We start from the raw sequence: 20,399 nt of genomic DNA on the forward strand, positions 1-20,399 counted from the left end.
ATTGAAACCTAAATTATATTCTTAATGAATGGTGTACTGTAAACCAACCGTAAAGATCCCATCCATCAGCATCTGTGGACCATCCACATATTGATACAATGGAAGATCGTAGTTAGCAGCTAGTCTTAAATCATGCAATGGACCTTCAGGACCTTGGATATTTAAACCCAATCCTAGATCAAGACGACTTTCTGCTTTTAACCTTGGATCTACAGTATGAACCATGTCGTTAGCTAATGCCATATCATAACGATCGTCTTTACCCGAATAGTTCGAACGATTGGTGTATCGCAAGCTTAACTGAGGGCTAAACATATCGTTTAACTTATAGCCTAACCAAGATACGGCTTTTAGTTCGTTACTGCGGCGGTAATCTTCTTGGTTGTCTTTTAGCCTTATGGTAGCGCCAATTTGTGCTCCAAATGACATGTTAGGGTTTTGTGTGAGATAGGTTAATGCTGGCAAGAAATCAAAACTCCCACTACCTAACTGCATAGGATAAGGAAGTAGGGCATCTTGTTGCATGGGGGTGTCGTCGCGTTCATCAAGTGAACCTGTTGGGAAGCTAAGCCCAAACTGCCAGTGCATTTTGGAATTACCACGGTCATAGAAATTATATAAGGTGGATATTTTCACATCGCCAATGCCATTTGAGGAAGTGCTAAATGCGCCGCCCATCGATGTTATATGATCCATTTCATTAGAAATGATAGGAAGCATACCCATAAGTGTGAGGTCGTTGGATACCGCATACATTGCGCCAAACATATGCATAACCATAGGCATCTCGGTAGGTGCTACCATGTATTTGCCATTTGGGCGCAATACTTCATCATTGCTGAGTTCATCGGTTCCGTCTCCGTTTCCTTTCATATTCATCACCATATAGCGATAGGAAAACATGATTTCACCTTGGGTATGTACATGATCTCCCATCACAGTGATAGGTGCATGGCCATCCGGTCTACCCGCCGACCATTGTGCATTTACGATTGTAGTGCATAGTGATAGCGTTAGAACGCCAATAAATAGATTCTTCATTAGTATAAAAATTGATTAGTTAATACAGTTTTGTAAGTAAAAAAAGATGTGTATTAACTATGCTGAGGAGGAGGGGAAGGCACTTCGAGATAAATGTTTCGAATAGAAATTTGCTTCGGCTTTTGGTAGGATATTTCCTCACTAGAAGAATAGTCCATCATACTAAGTGGCACTAACAGTGCATAGATAGATGAGTAGTTACCAAAATTGGAGCTTCTATTTCCTGTATGGTCACTGCCATGATGATCGTCATGTTGTTGAATTTGCTTTCGCAGATAGCAAAAACCATCACAATCGTTATGGTCTGGACTGTCTTTATATTCACATAACTCACTTATGATAAAGCTGTAGTTCGCTTTATAGCTAAGAAATGGAGTAGCTGCATGAAATGCTGTAAGCAGCATCACCAAAATGAGAGTTATGGAGAGTATCCTTTGCACAGCTGAAAATAAGCATGTACCAACCAATTATGGGGATTGTAAGTATCTTTTTACAATAGTTTTAAGAGATAAACCAAATGCCGAAGCTACTTATCATAGAGATAAGCATTAAAAAGTAAGCTTGCTTAACGGGTTTATCGGGTAGGAATTTGTAGAGCGGTTTTTCTGTAAATAGTCGAATTAGCTCTTCTTGTTTGGCTCTAGATGCTGCATCAAGCTCATCCGCAGGCTTTAAGAGAATCTCCAGATTTGAATCGATGCCATCAATCTTGTCGTTCAAGAAGTTGACAATGGTTTTTGGGGTGATTTTTGAAAGCCCACTTATGATTAAATAAGCTGGGATGCCCACCATCCAAATTGCAATAGCCACGATTGATTTATCGTAGGTGCTAAGTTCAAGGAATAAGCCCAAAAGCATACTCACAAGAGCAGCTAAACCCATGATGCAAAGTGTAGCGCTAAGAATAAGTCTTAGCTTCCAATTATTAAGTCCCTCAGTAATTATTTTTGTACCGTTCATATTCCAAGTCTAAAGAATTTCTAGAATCCAGAAAATTAGTTTTCTGTAATATCGACCCCTTTCTCTCTTAACAATAATTGCATCAAACTTTTTGCTGCTGAAACAGCCATACTTTCAACTTGGTCATGGCTTAATTCATCATGTACTTCAAAGGTCACGGCATCAGCCCCAAAAGTTCTATAAATCCAATTTTTAGAAATGGGTGAGCTTGTATCAAACTCTTCAGAAACAAAAAGGATGTCCGGATTATCTTTTATTACCTCAACGGCCCAGCGCTGTGTTACATTATCAGGGCGCGTGACAACTTCTTCATTTATAGGATAGAAAATGTTTTCATTGGTTGAATGAAAGTCGATGCCATAATACACCTGCAGGGTTGAATCTTGAGTGGCGTGCAAAATTGCATCCGTAACCGCTTTTGTTTCTGGTTGATTGAAGTTAACCCAATCTCGGTTTAAGTCAACCCCCGCAGCATTGTGTCGCCAATGGCCATTCATAACCCCATCTGGGTTAATCAATGGGTACGCTAATGTCACAAAATGATCTCTGAAAAGCTGTGTGAGTTCAGAATTATCGGTAGCTATGTATTTGATAAAATGTTCAGCCGTTAAATAACCAGCCACCTCAGGTGGATGCTGCCTACTTAAAATTATAAGCACCCCTTTAGGATGATTTAAGCTACTATTGGTGATGGTAAATTCATGTAGATCTCGGCCTTGTTTACTTTGCCCAATTACACGTTGGCGTACATCGTTAGCTTCAGTTATTTGTGAAAACCAGTTGTCAAAATAATCGGAATCTGTCACTTTTTGTGCGCTCACTAAAGTGGCTTCTTCAGTCAAGTTTAATTCAAAAGTAAGGGAACCGGTAGCGCTGTCGTACTCAGCTTCTTCCATATCAATAGGCATTGGAGTACCGTTTTCATCTGTGATTTTAGGAATGTATCGGTTTCTACTAGTTGGGTAGGCCAAACGCAATTGAACGGTTTGTGGTTGTTCAGACCAAATTTTAAAAGCAAACCAAGGGCTGTTGTTAATAGGAGCGTTTTCTGGCAGTATGTCTACTTGAAAGGCACCATCTGGAGACTGATAGAAATCGTTTACACGAGCTCCTTCAAATTCGTTTGAAATCCATACTTTTGGAGAACCAATACCGATAACCCTATTTTTTTGTGGATTAATTTCTCTATCTGTAGTATCTGTAACATTTGGGGGATCATAGGAGAAACCGGTGAATTCTTTCGTAGATTTACAGGCGCTAACCAAAAGTATTGAAAGAAAAGTGAGAATAAGAAACTTATGCATACAAATTTTGTTCATCTAGTTAGATAATAAGATTGGTTTTTTTGAGGTTAATTTCTCATCTGATTTACGCATTCATTCTAAATAAACGTCGATTGATCAAAGTATCCAAAATACTTATAACATTGCTGTTGCCCGTACTTTTTGTAGTGGGGCTGTGGGAACCGGCATGGGCACAATCTGATGATAAGCCAGCTCGAATCTGGAAAGTAGAAATCGAGGGGAATAACCAGTACCAAGATATAGTCTTAAAAAAATACATTGCCAATGAAGCTCCGTCCATATGGAAGAAACTGACATTTTTTAATGAAAAAGGCTACTACGTTTCTGAAACTGAAATCCGAAAAGATGAAATCAGGCTGGAGCGCTTTTACCAACGAAGAGGATTCCCAGATGTTGATGTAACGCATCGATTGGAGACCCTAAATAAAGAATGGAAAAAGAAGCTCGTGTTTATCGTTGCTGAAAAGGCTCCCATTCGCATCGACAACGTCGAGATTTTGCTTAATACCACCCCTGAGGATAGCACTCGTATTGTGAATCATGATGAGTATGAAATTGCTATTAAAAAACTACCCTTCCGGAGCCGCGCTATCTATCAACCCGTTTTAACCCAAGATGTGCAAAGCAATATTTCTGAAATCCTACGGAATTTAGGATATGCTTATGCTTCAGCAGAAATTCAAGCGGAAGTAGATTCTACGGCTAAAATGGCAAATGTAGCGGTGCTCGCTTATCCCGGGCCTCGTGTTCGCTTCGACACAGTACTGGTTGAAGGGGAAACTTCGTTGCCCGCTAAATATATTCGAAGAGAGACGGCCATTAATGAGAATGAGCTGTTTAGTGACGATCAAATGAGGCAAGCACAACGGGAATTGTTTAGCCATCATTTATTTCGTTTTGCGTTGATTTCAATTCCAGATCAGCCCCAAGACAGCACTATGAATGTGTTAGTAAGAGTGAAAGAGCGACCATTGAGATCAGTGCAGATTACAGCTGGGGTTGGCAACTTTGACCGACTCGAAGACCCACTTGGATGGAATAACTTTCATAAACTATTTCGAACGCGCGCCAGTTGGACCTATCGAAATGTGAGAAATAAAGGCGAGCGTTTCACCACTAGTTTACGGTTTTCAGCATACGACAAGCGACTTGGGGCCGACTACCTGTTCCCTTATGTATACAACACCAAAAGTAGTATTACCATCGCTCCATTTGCGCAGCGTAGAGATGAACGAGCATACTCGATTTTAACGGCCGGTATTCGCAACAGCTTTGGTTATAACTATAGCCAAGAAGTGACGGGGACCTTTTCATACGATTATACCATCAACCAAGAGTTTGATGTACGAAAAGATGAGTTTGGGATGCCCGAGCAAAGCCCCGATAGTGTGTTAAACTATAACATATCGTCGTTTAAGGTGAACGTGTATGCTTCTTACGGGAATCCTCAGCGTGGTGATGGGTTCACCGCTCAACCCTTTGTAGAGTTTTCTGGATTATTCAATGAAGCATCCTATTCCTTTCAAAAAGCCTCTTTAGAGTTGCGAGGGTATAAGAAATTAACGAACTCAACCGTAGGAGCGGCTCGAATTCAAGGTGGAGCTATTTACTTTTCAAAGCAGGATTCATTGCCTTCCGATATCCGATTCTATGCAGGGGGTTCAAGTGATGTGAGGGGCTGGAACCGGCAGGAATTAGGCCCCAAAGAAGTCGTGGAAGATTCAACAGGGAGAGTTCGGATAATCCCTATTGGTGGGCGGGCTACAGCTAGTTTCAATGTTGAGCTACGACAAGAAGTAGATCGGTTTATAAAAGGATTGAGTATAGCCGGATTCCTAGATGGTGGGCAAGTATGGAGATCCATTAGCTCAATAGGATCACGGCCTATTCAGTATGGTGTAGGGGGCGGATTGAGGTACGACTCCCCTATTGGTCCAATTCGAGTAGATATAGCCTATAAAGTAAATCCAACCGAACGAGATCTCGGGATTGTGCCTGGGCGAGAAGCAGGGAAATGGGCACGATGGGGACTTCATCTTAGTATAGGGCAGGCATTTTAATGAGTGAAAAGAATACCCATATCGGCCTTAAAGTTTTGAGATGGTTTTTAGGAATCGTGGTTACGCTGTTGGTTCTAATTGGCATAGCACGATTTTCACTCACCACCGATCCCGTTCGAAATTTTGTGAAAAATAAAGTGGTAGAAATAGCCAATCAGAGTTTACACGCAGAGCTAAAGATTGGAAGTATTGATGGGGACCTTTGGAATGAAATAATTCTATCTGATATCAGTATCACCGATTCGGATACCCTTGGAGTAATAGACTCGCTATATGTTAGTTATGATGTGCTCAGTATCCTATCTCCAGTATTTGAAATCAATACGGTTCATGTGGATAGAGCATCCATCTTTGCTAAAGAAACATCCTCGTCGCCATCCTCTACAGATAGTACGCTGTCATTTAATCTCCAGGAAATTGTAAAGGAAGACACTACCGCAAAGGAGCCTTTTTACTTTAAAGTGAATGCACTTCAAGTTCGATCTTCCAGAATTTCACTTACTGCACCTTCCCTATTGCCAGATGGTTCTCTGAAAATAAGAGAGCTGAATACGGATGCTTCTTTGAGTATCACCGATGAAATAGAGAGCACACTATCCGACTTAAGTTTCAAATTAGAAGAAGGGCGATTACCCAATGCCATAGATGTGGGATTGAGTGGGGCGTTCGAGAACCAAGAAGTGACTTTGAAAGATCTATTGGTGAACACGGGGCGCTCGTTGATAAAAGCGAAGGGACAGGTAGATGTTGTGGATAGTTCTTTAGACGTTTCATCAGAATTTTCGCCACTCTCTTTAGCCGATATTGATGCCTATTTAGAAAATGATCTGCCATCCGAGGACGTGCAATTGACATTGGGTGTTCGTGGCGCTATGGATGCATTGACGGTGGATCTTCAAATGAGCAGTCCTTCTGTTAAATCGTTGAATATTAAATTGAAAGGGGCCGTTGGCGAATCCGTGGTACTCAATCAAGTGTTGGTTGAAGGGAAAGGATTAAGTGCTGATGCATTTTCTCAGAATCAGTTGAGTGCTTCCATCGCTGATATAAAACTATCCGTAGATGGGTATATCCCTACAAACTATGAACAAGCTTCGGCTACTTTTCAGCTAGATGTAAACGAGATTAACTATGAAGAATATGCTATTCGAAGCCTAAGTAGCTCGGGTAGCTTGAAGGAGGGCAAAGTTGAAGCCGATGTAAATGTGCGCTCCTATTATCAAGATGAACTCATTGCAGCAGCAGTCGTTGATCAAGTGTTTAGTGAGAGCCCTCGATGGGAACTGCCATTTCAACTAAAGAATATAAACTTAGCAAACTGGGTAGATTCACAACCACCAAGTAATATAAGCTTAGTGGGTAAAGCAGAAGGCATTGGATTTAAGCCTTCGAATAGTAACTGGGATTTCATTCTGGCTAATGTTGCCTCCCTAAAGGATTTAAGAAATGCCGATGAGATTGTTAAGTCAAAATCGCCAGAGGCACTTTCAAGTTTTGAGATAAACAATCAAAAGGTTGATGTGTTATTTGTGGAAGGGTCCTTGAACTCAACTCGAGTAGATGCTCAGCTTCAAATTGCCATCGACGATTCTTACCTAAAGGCAAATGGGCAGCTCACTGAATATACCTCAGAGATGCCGTCATTCGAATTCTATGCAGAGGCTCAATCATTCAATATCTCCAGTTTAAACGGCTTTGAAGAAATTCCAACATGGATTAACGGGAAGGTTGAGGGCGAAGGTAAAGGGAGCTCGCTAGCCCAAATGAGACTAAGCGCCAGAGCTGAAATTGACTCTTCTTTTGTGAATAATGCACGGGTAGATCAAGTAGTGGCCGATATCGATCTAGAAAATGGCTTGTTGTTGATAAATGAAGGAAAGCTTGAAAGTGCAATCGCTGATGGAACCTTTAAGGGACGAAAAAATCTAGACGACCCCAACGATGTTGAAAACAAACTAGATTTAGACTTAGAAATTAAAAACCCGCAACCCATTGCAAGTTTTGTAGGCTTAGAAAAGCTACAAGCGCAAGGCAATCTGCAGGCGGTGGTAAATCAAAATGGTGATGGGGATTTAACCTGTAAAGCATCGTTCGACCTTAACAATATCGCTATCGATGATCTCTTTGTGGCCAAGCAAATTGAAGGGCAAGCCAATGGTGTAGTGAAAGAGCGCTATGAAGCCGACTTCGATTTACACATTAGCAATCCACTGATTTATGATGTAAGCCTAGAAGATATCTCCTTTAACGCCAACGCTGTTGGAACCGAAGACTCACTTTCTGGGGAGTATGGCTTGAATATCATCGGTGATGGAGATGGCGAAATCGTACAGAGTGGGAAATACGAGCTTCAGTTAGCCCAAAAGCACATTGGCTTAATCATCGAACAATTTGATATAAATACTAAACAGCGCTCCCTCAACTTAGAGCAACCATTTCATGTTGATGTAAGAGATTTAAGTGTTTCAACCGACACGTTAATGTTGACCTCCGAACAAGGAGCATATTTAGGATTAAGCGTACCATATGCTGATTCCCTCAATCAAAAAGTGTGGTTAAACGGAGATAGTTTCGACTTTGGGATATTACAAGAAATCATCTTTGGGCAACGATATCTTGATGGTGTGTTATTTGGGAATCTGAGCTTGAATAAAACGGCCGATGACTTTTCGGGTAATGGTGAACTTCGCTTAAAAGACATTCAATATTCTGGGGTGGATGCCGATGAATTTACCCTTCAATTTGAAGCCCAAAATAAACGACTGCGTTCTAACTTAGCATTAACGTGGAACGATGATACAGCAGTTGCTGGAAGCTTGAATGTTCCTTTCGAGTTGGGTAATCCTGAAGACTTTTCAGATGCTTTTTTTGACCAAGATGTAAGTGGTTACCTGAAAGTTGAACCTACTTCACTCACAAAGTTTAAGGGACTATTAGAGCGAATGAATATCAATGAAACAGAGGGTATTTTAACGTTTAATGGATCATTATCGGGTACGGCTGGGGCTCCGAATATTGAAGGTAGTCTTGATATCCAAGATCCAGTGCTTTCGGGCATTCCGCTGGATACGGTATTTGCTGATTTCGGGTATAACCACAATGAAGAGAATCTATTTATAGATGCAGAGATTTTAGCCGCAAAGCAGAAAGCAGCAGACATCGAAGTGGATATCCCTTTCGCATACGACTTCCAGACCCTAGAAGTAAAACTAGTGGATAAAAATGCACCGTTATCGGCGAAGGTGACCACGAGTAATTTTAACCTCTCCGTATTTAATGATTTCATCGACGATAGATATATAGAAGACCTAAAGGGGACACTAAACGGAGAAGTTACCATTACAGGAACGGAGGATAACTTAAATGCGAACGGTAGCTTTGAGTTGAGTAAATCAGAGATGCAGCTTCCTCAAGCCGGTATTAAACTCGATAAAATTAAATCGAAGTTAGTGTTCAATAATGAAGGCCTGATTGTTGAATCCTTGGATATTAATTCTGGAAAAGGAGATTTAAAGATAAATGGACAAATAGGATTAACAGGGTTAGTACCCACAGAGTTGGATCTGACAGCAAAAGCGCGACAGTTTAAAGCCGCAAATAGCGACAACTATAATGCGGTTATCGATATGGACGCCAATTTAAAAGGGCCACTTTCCTCACCGTCTGCCACAGGAAACATATCGGTTAAAAACGGCTTTGTGGTATTGCAAGAATTTGGAGAGAAGTCGGTTGAGACAGTGAAGCTAGAAGGGGAAGAAGTTAATACGATGAGTATTTATGACTCACTAGCTATAGATATGGTGTTTAAAATAGAACGGAATTTCTTTGTTCGAAGCCGCAAGTACACTGATATCGAAGTGGAATTGCAAGGTGAAGTGGATGCGCAGAAAAATTCGACCGAAGACCTTCAGCTGTTTGGGCAAATTAACGGAGTAAGTGGATATGTGAAGCCACTGGGCAAAACCTTCGTTCTTGAAGAAGCCGTAATTACTTTCTCAGGTCCTTCTGATAATCCAGAGCTATTTGTGAAGAGCTCTTACAAGCCCCCAACTATAGAACAGGATGAAGGTATCGTGGAGTTATTTTATATCATTGAAGGAACTGCTCAGTCGCCAGAGTTTAGGTTTGATAGTAATCCACCTATGGAACAGCAGGATATCATTGCATATACCCTGTTTGGTCGCCCATTTTACACGCTCGATGGATGGCAACAAGCCTTAGGTGGAACAGGTGGAGCTAGCCCCTCCGACTTATTGGTGAATGTACTACTGGATGAAGTGGAAGCCCTCGCTACCAGAGAATTAGGCATTGATGTAGTTCAGATCAATAACACCAGAGTGGGGAATGAAAGCGGTACCTCTATCAAAACGGGTTGGTATCTAAATGAACGAACCTTCTTCGCAATTGTAAATGAAGTGGGCGTTGGTGATCCGAAAACGCTCTTCATCCTCGAGTATATCTTATCCAAGTATTGGGATTTAATTATTACCCAAGGGGAAGATTCAAACCGAACGGGTGTGGATGTACGCTGGCAATTCGACTATTGAGCTGGATTAAAAGAACAGTGCTCGCCTCTACAGCACTCCTCTACATTGATTCCACAGTTTGCACATTGGCCATGCCCATGTACCCAAACTAATCCTTTGGTTGAGCCACAGTATAAACAACGTTCCGTTTCCTTAGCCTCAGGATTAGCTGAATAGCTGGAATTCTTTTCTTCCTGCTTTGAAATAGATTTAGAAGTAGGCTTCATCGATCAATAAACTATTTATTCCATCTCCATAAGTTCGTCGTAAGCGGCCGCAATATTTCTACTCAGAGGTAGTGACCATCCCGGCGCGTTAAAGCTTTCAAAGCCCGGAAGAACGGCTAAAGTCGAGAGTTCTTCTTTGCTCTTACCCTCCGCTATACCCTTCTGAGTATACTCAAGCAGTGCTTCTAGAAAATCGCTTTTAAGTTGAACATCTTCTTTGGAGCCCGTGATGCCATACTCTTGATTACCATGCCCAAATATATAAACGGTATCAGACTCTAAACTCGAAATGGTTTCTCTTAAAACGGTAATCCAGTTGTGAATATTAGCACCACCATCTCGGTCGATAAAAGGGTAAGCTCTATTGAACATGAGGTCGCCCATATGTGCTACATTGGCTTTCTCGAAATAAACAACGGTATCCCCACCTGTGTGCGCAGGACCTAAATGACTTAAGTTAACCACTTCATCCCCAACAGTTTCTTTCCAAGAGGTGGTATAGGTTTCGTTGGCATATACTTGGTTATCTAAAGACGTTTGTCCCCTTCGGGCAGCAGATGCTTTTTGTAAACCGGGCACATTTTTATGAGCCACAATCTTCTGGGCTACATCTTTAAAAGCTAAGTTTCCAGCTGTATGATCCCCATGATGATGAGTGTTTATAAGCATATCCATTACATGGCTGGTTTTCTCTTGAACACCTTCAATAAATACTTGTGCTGATTGTGGATACTGAGCATCTACGGCCACTAAGGCATCTGCCGAAGCTAACCAACCAATGGTTCCACCACGACTGGTAAAAGTACCAACGTTTCTTCGAATGGTAGTAAAAGGGGTTTGGAAGAAGTGAGCTAAACGATGAATAGGAAGCATAGTTCCTATCCCTAAAGCTGAGGTTTGGAGTAGGAATTCTTTTCTATTCATAATAGCAAGGTTTGTTAGTCGAGTACCAAATAACGCCCTGGTCTATGATTAACCGCTAATATTAGGTTCAAGAACACAGAGGCTACTACAGAATAAACAATAGCCATTAGATCTACCACAAAAAATGCACTTACGATAATAATCGCATCCACCAGCATCTGAAAACGTCCGGCATTTACTTGGTGAAATTTCTGTAAATAAATAGAAACGATATTTAATCCACCCAAACTGGCTTTGTGCCTAAACAACATCAACAATCCCGAGCCAATCATAAAGCCCCCAAGTGCAGCGGCATAAATTGGATTCACTTCACCGAACTCAAATAGCACGGGTAAGTATTCCGTACAAAGTGATACTAAGAATACAGAGATGAATGTTTTAAGAGTGAATATCCATCCCAGCTTCCAGAGAGCAAGTGCATAAAATGGGATATTGATAACAAAGAAAATCTGCCCAAAGCTGTATTCAGATGCATATTGCCCTAAGAAGGCTAGTCCCGCGGTTCCACCAATTAAGAAGCTTTGGTGAGAAAACAGTGCAATACCAAAGGACATCAAAATAGACGCAACCGAAATGGCTAGTAAATCTTCTAGCAGAGTGTGTTCACGAATAGAGGGATCAATACCTTCTTCTATAAGTTGTTCTGTAATTTTGTCGTTGGGAGGGGCCATATTCTCTTTCTTAATTATTAGCCCAAAGATACAGCTATTCCAACTTCAAATTAGCCTCACACACAAAGTTTTCGGTTATGAAATGAATAAGAATACTCTATCAGTGTCTCTATTGTTCATCTCTGATAAGTAACAGGATAGCCGAGTGGGGTACAATGAGGTACTTCTCATTTTCGAACTCAATTTCATGGGCTCTACTTTTTAGAAAAATGGCTAAGTCGCCAGCGCTAGCTTGCATGCCAATGTACTTGGTGTCTTCATTCCCTTTCCATGTTTCCTCGATGTCATTATTAGGGATGGGATAGCCTGGGCCCGTTTTAATGATGTACCCACTCTGAATTTCTTCCTTTTCTTTAACCGAAGCAGGAAGCACTAAACCACTTCGAGTATGAGTTTCCATATCACGTGGCTTGATGAGCACGCGATCACCAACTACAATAAAATTGTCAACGGAATTGAGATATTCTTGAATCATCTAAGTACTATTTTTTGGAAAAAATAAGGAATTCTGAACCTTTGATTTATATTCTCGTTAATAAAAAAAGCTTAAAGACTATTTCATCAATATGGACATGAAAAATAAACTTTGTGTGGTAACTGGCGCAAACTCTGGCATCGGTTATGAAATCTCGAAAGGCTTACTTAAAAAAGGGGCTTATTTGGTGATGGTTTGCAGAAACGAAGACAAAGCAGAGCAAGCCAAAACCCAGTTAATGCAAGAAACAGGAGAGCGTGGAATTGATATCGTTCTATGTGATTTCTCCATTCAAGCTGAAATCCGAAAAGCTGCGGAAGAGATTCAGAATCAATATAAATGCATTGATGTGTTGATCAATAATCATGGTTTTATTGCTTCAGAGCGCAATGAAACAGTGGATGGGTTAGAAGAAACCTTCGCTGTAAATCACATTGGTTACTTCCTGTTTACGAATCTTTTGTTAGATCAAGTTTTAGAATCTGAGAAAGGCCGAATTATAAATGTAGCTTCAGAAGCTCACCGTTATGGCGAATTTGATCCCGATAATCTTCAATTGAAAGAAGGGTTTAAAGTGATGAAAGCTTATGGCAATTCGAAGCTCTTCAACATTTTATTCACCAAAGAACTAGCCGAACGAATTAAAGACACCGAGGTAACGGCAAACTGTGTGCACCCTGGAGTTGTGGCTTCAAATTTTGGCAAGAACAGTAACTTTTTAATCCGTTTAGCTTACGGTATTGGTTCACTGTTTATGATTCCCAATGAAAAGGGAGCCGAAACGCCTTTGTATTTAGCAACATCCGATGATGTGGAAGGAGTAAATGGCGCGTACTTTAAAAATAAGCGTGCTGTTGCACCTAGAAAACAAGCCAGAGATTTAGAAGCGGCGCGTCAACTTTGGGATATGAGTGAGGAATTAGCAGGACTCAAACAGCCTGAAATTCAACTTTAGAGTTGCTGCCTAAAAGGCCTAAGTGCTAATTCGAGTGCCCGTTTCAGTATACCTCGTTGTTTCCACCTTGTATTGGTAACTAAGTCGCAATGCGTTAGGTCTTCTTCGAAGTGGTCGTGTAATGTAGAGGCCAATTCACGATTGATCATAACAAGGTTTACTTCATCATCTTTAAGCATGGAGCGATGATTGAAGTTAGCCGAGCCTACACAAGCAAGCTCATCATCAACAAGGATGATTTTGGCATGCATCATGGTTTTTTGATAGTAGTGGATTTGAACTCCAGCCTCTAGAAGAAGTTCAAAGCTATCGCCGGCAATGATGGTGGTTGAAGTTTGGTCGGTATGCCTTCCTGGAATAACAATCTTAACATCTACGCCTTCGCGCGCTCGTTCACAAAGTAGCTCAACGAGTTTGGCATCAGGGTTGAAGTAGGCCGTGCATATATAAATGCGTTCTTTAGCAATGTGCACTAAAGTTTGATATAGGAGTACAATATCACTCCAGCGAACCGAAGCCGATGTACGAATGGTTTGGATGGCTACATCGCCATCTACGAACTTCTGTTCATCATCGATGGTATCGGTAAGTTCTAAGTCGTTGCCCGCTTCAATCCAGTTTTCTGTGAATGCAGCTTTGATACCCGCTAAGGCCGGTCCTGTTATTTTGAAATGGGTGTCGCGCCACTCATTAGCATTTCGAGCATTACCTTCCCATTCTTCAGCAATGCCTACACCGCCGGTAAAGGCAATTTTGTTATCACATAGTAAAATCTTGCGATGTGTGCGGTTATCCGTTTTCCAAATTTTCCATCGGGCTAGGGGACGGAACCAAACAACTTGAACTCCAGAGTTTTTCATATTCTCTACAAGTTCATCTTTCATAGGGAAGGCTCCATAAGAATCGAGTAAAACCTTTACATCGAGGCCTTCTTTAGCTTTTTTACAAAATAGATTGGCGAATTTGTTAGCAACATCTCCTTGCCAATAAACAAAGGTGAGAAATGAAATGGAGTGTTGCGCTTGATCAATAGCTTCAAGCATAGCAGGAAAAATCTCGTCACCATTCTTAAGAACGGTGACGGAGTTTCCTTTGGTGAATGGTACACCTATAGTTTGTTCGAGGGTTTCTTGATACCCCATGTATGATCAGATTGGTTTCTTTCTTCGTCCGAAGACTAATGAAATGATAAATAAAACCAAAAATACATAAAATAAAATTTCAGCTATTCCTGCTGCGGCTCCGGCTAATCCACCGAATCCAAATACTGCTGCTACAAGAGCAACAAGAAAGAATGTAATACTCCATCTTAACATGGGTCTCTCCGTTTTTAGTTATTAATTTAATCTCTTACTTCATACGCGAAAGCGCTAAGCCACCCAGCATCACAATACCGGAAATTAAAATAGGCACATAGTCACCTGTGCTCACTGCAACATCGGCGCCCAATACTTCAAAAGAATCAGAATTCTGGAAATATTGGTAACTGTAAAATATCACGCCAATTAATCCACCTGCGGCTAAAATACTTCCTATGGTCTTTTTCATAATAAAATCTATTAGTTAGTGTGTATGCTCTTTAAGGCATTACTCAATGAATTGGTTCCTTTCTCTAATAAATAGAGTTACAGGGCAACGAGTTACACACCATGGAATAGTTTAAAAGTAGCTTAGGAAGCTTCTTGAGTGAGGATTTCACTCATATAATTGAAGAAGGGACGAATGTGAAGAAAACACTGCACGATGGAATAAATGAAGTCTGGATGGAGTACTTCTTCATCTGTAAAGGAGTGAGATAGGTGATATTGTTTGAAGCGAATGAGGTCGATGTTGGGGTGATTGACGTCGTAGCCACGAGGTGCTGTTTTTACCGCTTCGCCATTAAAAGTACCCCAGATATTTTTGAACTCCTCTTCCGTGAGGATGCTTCTTAGTGGAGTTGCGTTCTCGGCGATGGCTTCACGAATAAGAGCTAAATCGGAAGAATTTGGGCTGAAAAAACCACCTGCTATAAACGAATGCCCGGGCTCGATATGAACATAGTATCCCCCTCGCAGCCATTTGGTGGCTCGCTGCATACGGCCACTAAAGTGAGTTTTATAGGGCGATTTATCTTTTGAAAAGCGAACATCTCGGTAAATCCGGAATAATGCTTTTTTAGGTGACATCTCTTCAATGTTGTCCACCTTCTTCATCTCTTGCATAAGCGCAGACATGAACTCAACCATATTCGCATGAGCTTCAACATACTTGGCTTTATGCTCCGTAAACCAAACTTTATCGTTGTTTGCAGCTAGTTCTCGAAGGAACTCATAGGTTGATGGTTGAATCGCCGTCATTTTTTCACCTTTTTCTCATCTAAGAGTAGTTCAATAGTTTTGATAAGCCTACGCTGGCGAGTTTCTTCTTTTTTCGCACCATGAATCCAGGCAACATATTCGCGTTTATAACTAAACGCTAAAGATTCAAAAAAGCTATTCGCCTTGGGGTTTTTATCTAACAGAATCTTAAGATCCTCTGGAGGAATAACGGTTTTGGTGGCTCTATCTACACCGGGAGGGTCTTGCCCAAAAGTGGAGGGCTTTTTTTGTTCTGAACTATGAATAATCCCGATTGCAGACCAATCTTCATTGATGGAGATCATTCTATTAGGCTGCAAAGAGAGGGAGGTTAACATCTCCCATATAACATCTCGGTTCAGTGAAGTATCAACCTTGCCACTTTTCTTAGGGTAAGCCAACCAAAATTTCCCGTCATCTTTTCGAGCATTAAAGCTTTTGAGGAGGGAGGATTCTATTTCATCTTGAGTAGTTACAAAAAGAAATACAGCATCATATGAGGGGGCTTTTTTAACCTGAGATGCTAATGGATGTGAAAACTCGCTCGTTAAAGCATCGGGAAGATTAATGAGGAGTACGGTATGATCTTCTTTTATGAAAAGCTTTTTAGCTAAGGCTGCTTTCATGGTGCTTTCTTCAGGTTTAGTTTTTCCTTTACCTCAAAGTTAGGGTTCTGAATTATGCCCAATAAATTACCAAAGGGATCTAATACTGTGGCTACATATACATTGCCACCTACATGCATGATTTCTTCATCTTGGGTGGCTCCCATTTCAATAAGCTTATCCCATGATTCCTGAATGTTTTGAACGCCCCAATAAACAATGGAGCCTTGAGTGCCCGGGTTTCGGTCTGGCTGTAATCCCAGTTCATAACCCCCCACGTCGAAGCCTACATAAAACGGTTCGTCGAAATAGGGCTTTTCACCTAGCACTTCGGTGTACCAAGCTTTGGCTTCTTTCAAATTTGGGGCTGGATAGATTACCGTTCGGAGTCCCTTTAACATATCATGCTTTTTGGTTTACAATGCGATGTAAAATGAATAATTCTAAACTTATTTCACAGTAAAGAATGGGATGGGGGGAAATAAAAAAAGGCTCTGAGTGAGAGCCTTCTAAAACTTATTGATTTGAGAATAATGGTGGATGTTTCAAATGATGATCTGTGGCTTGCTGATAGGCTTTAGCTACTTTTAGCACAGTGGCTTCATCATATAAATCGCCAGTAAATGTGATACTAGTAGGGCGATTATTATCCGTAAAACCATTAGGCACTACTACCGCTGGATGTCCTGTTAAATTGGTAATTACTAAGTTTGAATTGCCAAAAGTTGGAGTAACGTAAACATCTACCTCTGAAACTACTTTGTTCATTTCTTGAATCAGAAGATAACGGGCACGTGTAGCGTTTATATATTCCACAGCAGGAATGAATCGTGCTGAACGGAAGGTATTTGGCCATGACCCTTTGGACTGCCCTTTCAATAAATCATCTCGGTTCGAGAGTGTAAGGTCATTGAAAGAAGCGGCTGCCTCGGCATATAAAATACCACGTAAGGCATATCCATTTACATCAGGAAGTTCGATCGGTACCAACTCAGCGCCTAGTTCTTTTAGGGTTTCAAGTACCGCTTGGTCGCGTTCTTTGTTGCTGTAATCTCGTTCAAAGGATTCTTTGAGGTAACCAATTTTCATCCCTTTAATCTGTGCTCTGCTTTCATAGTTGAACGGCAAGTCAATAAGCGTTTGATCGATTCCATCAGGGCCATAAATTGCATCAAAAACGAGGGCTAGGTCTTCCACGCTTCGAGCAATAGGCCCCACCTTATCCATCGTCCAGCTTAATGCCATAGCACCTGTTCTACTAACTCGACCATAAGTTGGACGCAGCCCACTTACTCCATTTCGGGTAGATGGGGAAATAATAGAGCCTAAAGTTTCGGTTCCTATAGCAAAAGGAAATAATCCAGCACTTGTGCCAGAAGCAGAACCCGCAGAAGAGCCACTTGAGCCTTGCTCTAAATCCCAAGGTTTTTTTGTCTTTCCACCAAACCAAACATCTCCACGAGCTAGCGCTCCTAGTGTAGTTTTAGCGATCAAAACCGCACCGGCTTCATCTAGCTTGCTTACTACAGAGGCCGTTTCATCAATCATTTGATCTTTATAAGGAGTAGCACCCCAAGTGGTTTTATAATCCTCTACCGAAAATAAATCTTTGAGACCGTATGGAATTCCATGAAGCGGTCCACGGTACTTGCCATTGGCTAGCTCTTGATCCATTTGCCGCGCTTGTTCTAAGGCACGCTCTTTAGTAACAGTAACAATTGCTTCCAGTTGGTTGTTATACTTTTCGATGCGAGCGATGAAAAATTCCGTAAGCTCAACCGAACTAATTTTTTTTGATTTGATAAGCGTTGAAAGCTCAGCAACCGTATAAAAAGCCAAATCGTCTTTATTGGCAGGGAGTTGCACATTAGATGGAATATCCCAATTGATGCGCTTTTGTTGAGTCTCGAATGTTTTACCAACTGGAACAGGATTGAAAACTAGGGATGGAGGCACCGAGTAGTCTAAGTCCATCTCACGAATTTGCTGAATCCGATTGCGGTTGGTGGCTAAAGCATCAAGCATGGTATCAATTTCGGCTTCCGTAAAATCTAAACCGATGATGGAGGCAGCTTCTTGAACAGCTCCAATCGAAATTTCATCGTCGCTGTTTTGGTTAACAGAGCAGGCTACAATCCCGGCCATAGCCAACAAAAAGAGGGTATAAAAAGTGTGTTTCATGGTCATTATTTCCTAATAGATTTGAGTAGGAAGAAGTACGCACTATTACGAGGAATTCACAAGAATTGAACTATAAAAAAGAGTTATAGGATATAACATGGAAGAACTTTAGCGAGGATGCTTTAGTTTTAGAGGAAATCTTCTACCTTTGGAGCTTATGACGGACAAAAACTACAGATCGCTCAGGAATAGAATTCACGAGATTATTTTCGAAGCAGATACCCCAACAGGTAAATTCTTCGATGTATTTTTGATGATCAGTATTGTAGCTAGTGTTCTAGTGGTAATGCTGGATAGTGTGGCTAGCTATCGGGAAGCTTTCGGAGAGTGGTTTTATGTACTGGAATGGTTCTTCACTATTCTATTCACCATCGAATATGTGCTCAGGATAATCTCTGTGCAACGTGCAAAGGGGTACATATTTAGTTTTTATGGGATGGTAGATTTGTTCTCAATTCTGCCTACTTACATCAGTATTCTATTGCCAGGTAGCCAATATTTCCTAGTAATTCGAATTCTTCGTGTACTTCGAATTTTCAGAGTGTTGAAGTTTACCCAGTATCTTATTGAAGTGGATCAATTGCGCTCAGCTTTAGCTTCCTCTCGGCGCAAAATCACAGTTTTTATTTTTACCGTGGTCACTATGACGGTGATTATGGGCTCGCTTATGTATGTGGTTGAAGGCGGAAAAAATGGATTTACTAGTATTCCGAAAAGTATTTATTGGGCGATAGTTACGCTCACTACTGTAGGATATGGGGATATTTCGCCGCAAACCAATTTCGGACAGATGCTCTCAGCCGTCATTATGATATTCGGTTATGGGATAATTGCCGTTCCTACGGGCATAGTTACCGTTGAACTAGGCAAGGCTGCAAATAAGTATACCACAGAGGTGTGTAGGTATTGTAGTAGGGAAGGCCACGATAAGGATGCCGTACATTGTAAGTACTGTGGGCATAAGCTAGACCCATAAATTAGAATATGGTTATATAAACGATAGTTTTTGGTATTGGTCGAGATAATGGAGACCTTTAAGCCTGCAAGTTAAAGTTTTGGCATCGGTATCATTTCAAGTACAGTATCAGTTTCCCTTCTCTAGTTTGTAAAACACAATTTTTAATTCACAGCCGATTTTGAAATAGTCCACAGCATTTTTTGTGGTCGTAGCTGTACCTGTGAAGCAACACAATATTTAGTATATATAATGGAATACGGTAAAGTAAAATGGTTTGATGTAGAAAAAGGATTCGGATTCATCAAGCCTGACAATGGTGGAAAAGATGTTTTCTTACACCGCAACAACATTGAGAACCTTGATTTTAATGAAGGTATCAAAGATGGTGAAGAAGTAGAATTTTCTATTGCAGAAACCGATAAAGGCCTTAGCGCTGAAAACGTATACATTCTTGAATGAGACTGTATAAACGATTTTGCCCGTTTTCATTGAATGGAAACGGGCTTTTTTTATGCCTATGAATTTTGACTACTGAAAGTCAGAAACATCAAATTCGGCATTCTCTAAGGTCATTTCTTCAATGCTCGTAGCTTTCACAATCATTATGAATTGCGGAGCAACTATATCATAACGCAAAGCTATGGCTCCATTGGTAGCGTTTAAGTAGGCATCCCAGTTTCCAAACTTATGTTTAGAAAACGGTTTTGGATCTACCCTAAGATTTGGGTCGTAGTAATACACCGTTTTGTCGTCTTCAGTGGCCACCGTTACTTTCTTACACTCTCTTCCTAATATCGTAATGGTTTCATCATGATGAATAATTTCAACCATTGTACTCGTGCTTACACCTGCATCGGTAGGTTCAATAGCTCCCGTAGTTGGATTCAAGGCATAATACTGGTTGGTATCACTGTTGTAGAGTTGTTTTAACCCCCCTTCTTCATCCAACGATTTATAATTCTCAGTGTTGATGAAGTAATGCTGCTCTTCCCCAAAATACTCCTTTAACATAGCGGTAATGTCACGCCCAGTTGATGGATCTAGAAACTGATATTCATAAATGATTTTACCGGTAAATGCCGACTCTTGGCTATATGCATTAAATGAACATGCAAACACTATGAGTGCGGTGGCGACTAATTTCTGAAACATAAATTTAACAATGCGAGGTGG

At 40.9% G+C, this 20,399-nt stretch carries 20 protein-coding genes; 5 read left to right on the plus strand and 15 right to left on the minus strand.

Annotation, left to right across the window (positions count from 1 at the left end; translation table 11 throughout):
• Positions 1-21: 21 nt before the first annotated feature.
• The 4 genes from B155_RS0111800 to B155_RS0111815 all read right to left on the minus strand — a co-directional run bounded on the left by B155_RS0111800 (position 22) and on the right by B155_RS0111815 (position 3,305).
• Positions 22-1,041, minus strand: a complete 1,020-nt coding sequence (locus B155_RS0111800; RefSeq protein ID WP_018128470.1) for a transporter — start codon at positions 1,039-1,041, stop codon at positions 22-24.
• Between the two features lie 53 nt (positions 1,042-1,094).
• Positions 1,095-1,445, minus strand: coding sequence for a hypothetical protein (locus B155_RS0111805; protein ID WP_018128471.1), 351 nt, complete (start codon positions 1,443-1,445; stop codon positions 1,095-1,097).
• 97 nt (positions 1,446-1,542) lie between these two features.
• Positions 1,543-2,001: a hypothetical protein gene (locus B155_RS0111810; RefSeq protein WP_018128472.1), complete on the minus strand. Its 459-nt coding sequence runs from the start codon at positions 1,999-2,001 to the stop codon at positions 1,543-1,545.
• Positions 2,002-2,036: 35 nt separating this feature from the next.
• Positions 2,037-3,305, minus strand: a complete 1,269-nt coding sequence (locus B155_RS0111815; RefSeq protein ID WP_018128473.1) for a M14 family metallopeptidase — start codon at positions 3,303-3,305, stop codon at positions 2,037-2,039.
• A gap of 92 nt (positions 3,306-3,397) precedes the next feature.
• On the opposite strand from B155_RS0111815, the gene B155_RS0111820 reads away from it, so the two are divergent.
• Both B155_RS0111820 and B155_RS0111825 read left to right on the plus strand, forming a co-directional pair.
• Entirely contained in the window at positions 3,398-5,365 is a 1,968-nt protein-coding gene (locus tag B155_RS0111820; protein WP_157464864.1) for a BamA/OMP85 family outer membrane protein, read from the plus strand.
• The gene (locus B155_RS0111825) at positions 5,365-9,912 is read left to right on the plus strand and encodes a translocation/assembly module TamB domain-containing protein (protein WP_018128475.1); all 4,548 of its coding nucleotides are present in this window, start codon (positions 5,365-5,367) and stop codon (positions 9,910-9,912) included. Before B155_RS0111820 ends, B155_RS0111825 begins: the two co-directional genes overlap by 1 nt.
• Positions 9,913-10,133: 221 nt before the next feature.
• On the opposite strand, the gene B155_RS0111835 is transcribed toward B155_RS0111825, so the two are convergent.
• The 3 genes from B155_RS0111835 to B155_RS0111845 all read right to left on the minus strand — a co-directional run bounded on the left by B155_RS0111835 (position 10,134) and on the right by B155_RS0111845 (position 12,188).
• Entirely contained in the window at positions 10,134-11,042 is a 909-nt protein-coding gene (locus tag B155_RS0111835) for an MBL fold metallo-hydrolase (RefSeq protein WP_018128477.1), read from the minus strand.
• 14 nt (positions 11,043-11,056) lie between these two features.
• Positions 11,057-11,713: a YitT family protein gene (locus B155_RS0111840; protein ID WP_018128478.1), complete on the minus strand. Its 657-nt coding sequence runs from the start codon at positions 11,711-11,713 to the stop codon at positions 11,057-11,059.
• Between the two features lie 109 nt (positions 11,714-11,822).
• Positions 11,823-12,188, minus strand: coding sequence for a co-chaperone GroES (locus tag B155_RS0111845; RefSeq protein ID WP_018128479.1), 366 nt, complete (start codon positions 12,186-12,188; stop codon positions 11,823-11,825).
• A 97-nt stretch (positions 12,189-12,285) separates the two neighbouring features.
• Here B155_RS0111845 and B155_RS0111850 point away from each other — a divergent pair, with 97 nt between their 5' ends.
• Positions 12,286-13,143, plus strand: a complete 858-nt coding sequence (locus tag B155_RS0111850; RefSeq protein ID WP_026167342.1) for an SDR family oxidoreductase — start codon at positions 12,286-12,288, stop codon at positions 13,141-13,143.
• On the opposite strand, the gene B155_RS0111855 is transcribed toward B155_RS0111850, so the two are convergent.
• From B155_RS0111855 to B155_RS0111885, 7 genes are all read right to left on the minus strand, one after another.
• Entirely contained in the window at positions 13,140-14,285 is a 1,146-nt protein-coding gene (locus B155_RS0111855; RefSeq protein ID WP_018128481.1) for a phospholipase D-like domain-containing protein, read from the minus strand. The two genes, B155_RS0111850 and B155_RS0111855, sit on opposite strands and share 4 nt — an antisense overlap.
• 6 nt (positions 14,286-14,291) lie before the next feature.
• Positions 14,292-14,459 carry a DUF1328 domain-containing protein gene (locus tag B155_RS13785; RefSeq protein ID WP_018128482.1) on the minus strand — a complete coding sequence of 56 codons (168 nt, stop codon included), beginning with the start codon at positions 14,457-14,459 and terminating at the stop codon, positions 14,292-14,294.
• A gap of 34 nt (positions 14,460-14,493) precedes the next feature.
• Entirely contained in the window at positions 14,494-14,691 is a 198-nt protein-coding gene (locus B155_RS0111865; protein WP_018128483.1) for a hypothetical protein, read from the minus strand.
• 122 nt (positions 14,692-14,813) lie between these two features.
• Positions 14,814-15,482 carry a DUF2461 domain-containing protein gene (locus tag B155_RS0111870; RefSeq protein ID WP_018128484.1) on the minus strand — a complete coding sequence of 223 codons (669 nt, stop codon included), beginning with the start codon at positions 15,480-15,482 and terminating at the stop codon, positions 14,814-14,816.
• Complete coding sequence (locus B155_RS0111875) at positions 15,479-16,108, minus strand: YdeI/OmpD-associated family protein (protein WP_018128485.1); 630 nt, start codon at positions 16,106-16,108, stop codon at positions 15,479-15,481. Before B155_RS0111875 ends, B155_RS0111870 begins: the two co-directional genes overlap by 4 nt.
• On the minus strand, positions 16,105-16,488 hold the full coding sequence (locus B155_RS0111880; protein WP_018128486.1) for a VOC family protein: 384 nt from the start codon (positions 16,486-16,488) through the stop codon (positions 16,105-16,107). Before B155_RS0111880 ends, B155_RS0111875 begins: the two co-directional genes overlap by 4 nt.
• Positions 16,489-16,603: 115 nt before the next feature.
• The gene (locus B155_RS0111885) at positions 16,604-18,268 is read right to left on the minus strand and encodes an amidase (RefSeq protein WP_026167343.1); all 1,665 of its coding nucleotides are present in this window, start codon (positions 18,266-18,268) and stop codon (positions 16,604-16,606) included.
• Positions 18,269-18,425: 157 nt separating this feature from the next.
• Between B155_RS0111885 and B155_RS0111890 the strand changes: the two genes are divergently transcribed.
• Both B155_RS0111890 and B155_RS0111895 read left to right on the plus strand, forming a co-directional pair.
• On the plus strand, positions 18,426-19,244 hold the full coding sequence (locus B155_RS0111890; RefSeq protein ID WP_018128488.1) for an ion transporter: 819 nt from the start codon (positions 18,426-18,428) through the stop codon (positions 19,242-19,244).
• 231 nt (positions 19,245-19,475) lie between these two features.
• A complete protein-coding gene (locus B155_RS0111895; protein WP_018128489.1) occupies positions 19,476-19,685 on the plus strand; it encodes a cold-shock protein in 210 nt (69 codons plus the stop codon).
• A 69-nt stretch (positions 19,686-19,754) separates the two neighbouring features.
• On the opposite strand, the gene B155_RS0111900 is transcribed toward B155_RS0111895, so the two are convergent.
• Positions 19,755-20,378, minus strand: coding sequence for a hypothetical protein (locus tag B155_RS0111900; protein ID WP_018128490.1), 624 nt, complete (start codon positions 20,376-20,378; stop codon positions 19,755-19,757).
• Positions 20,379-20,399: the final 21 nt, after the last annotated feature.

The sequence above is a fragment of the Balneola vulgaris DSM 17893 genome (genome assembly GCF_000375465.1).
Taxonomy (GTDB): domain Bacteria; phylum Bacteroidota; class Rhodothermia; order Balneolales; family Balneolaceae; genus Balneola; species Balneola vulgaris.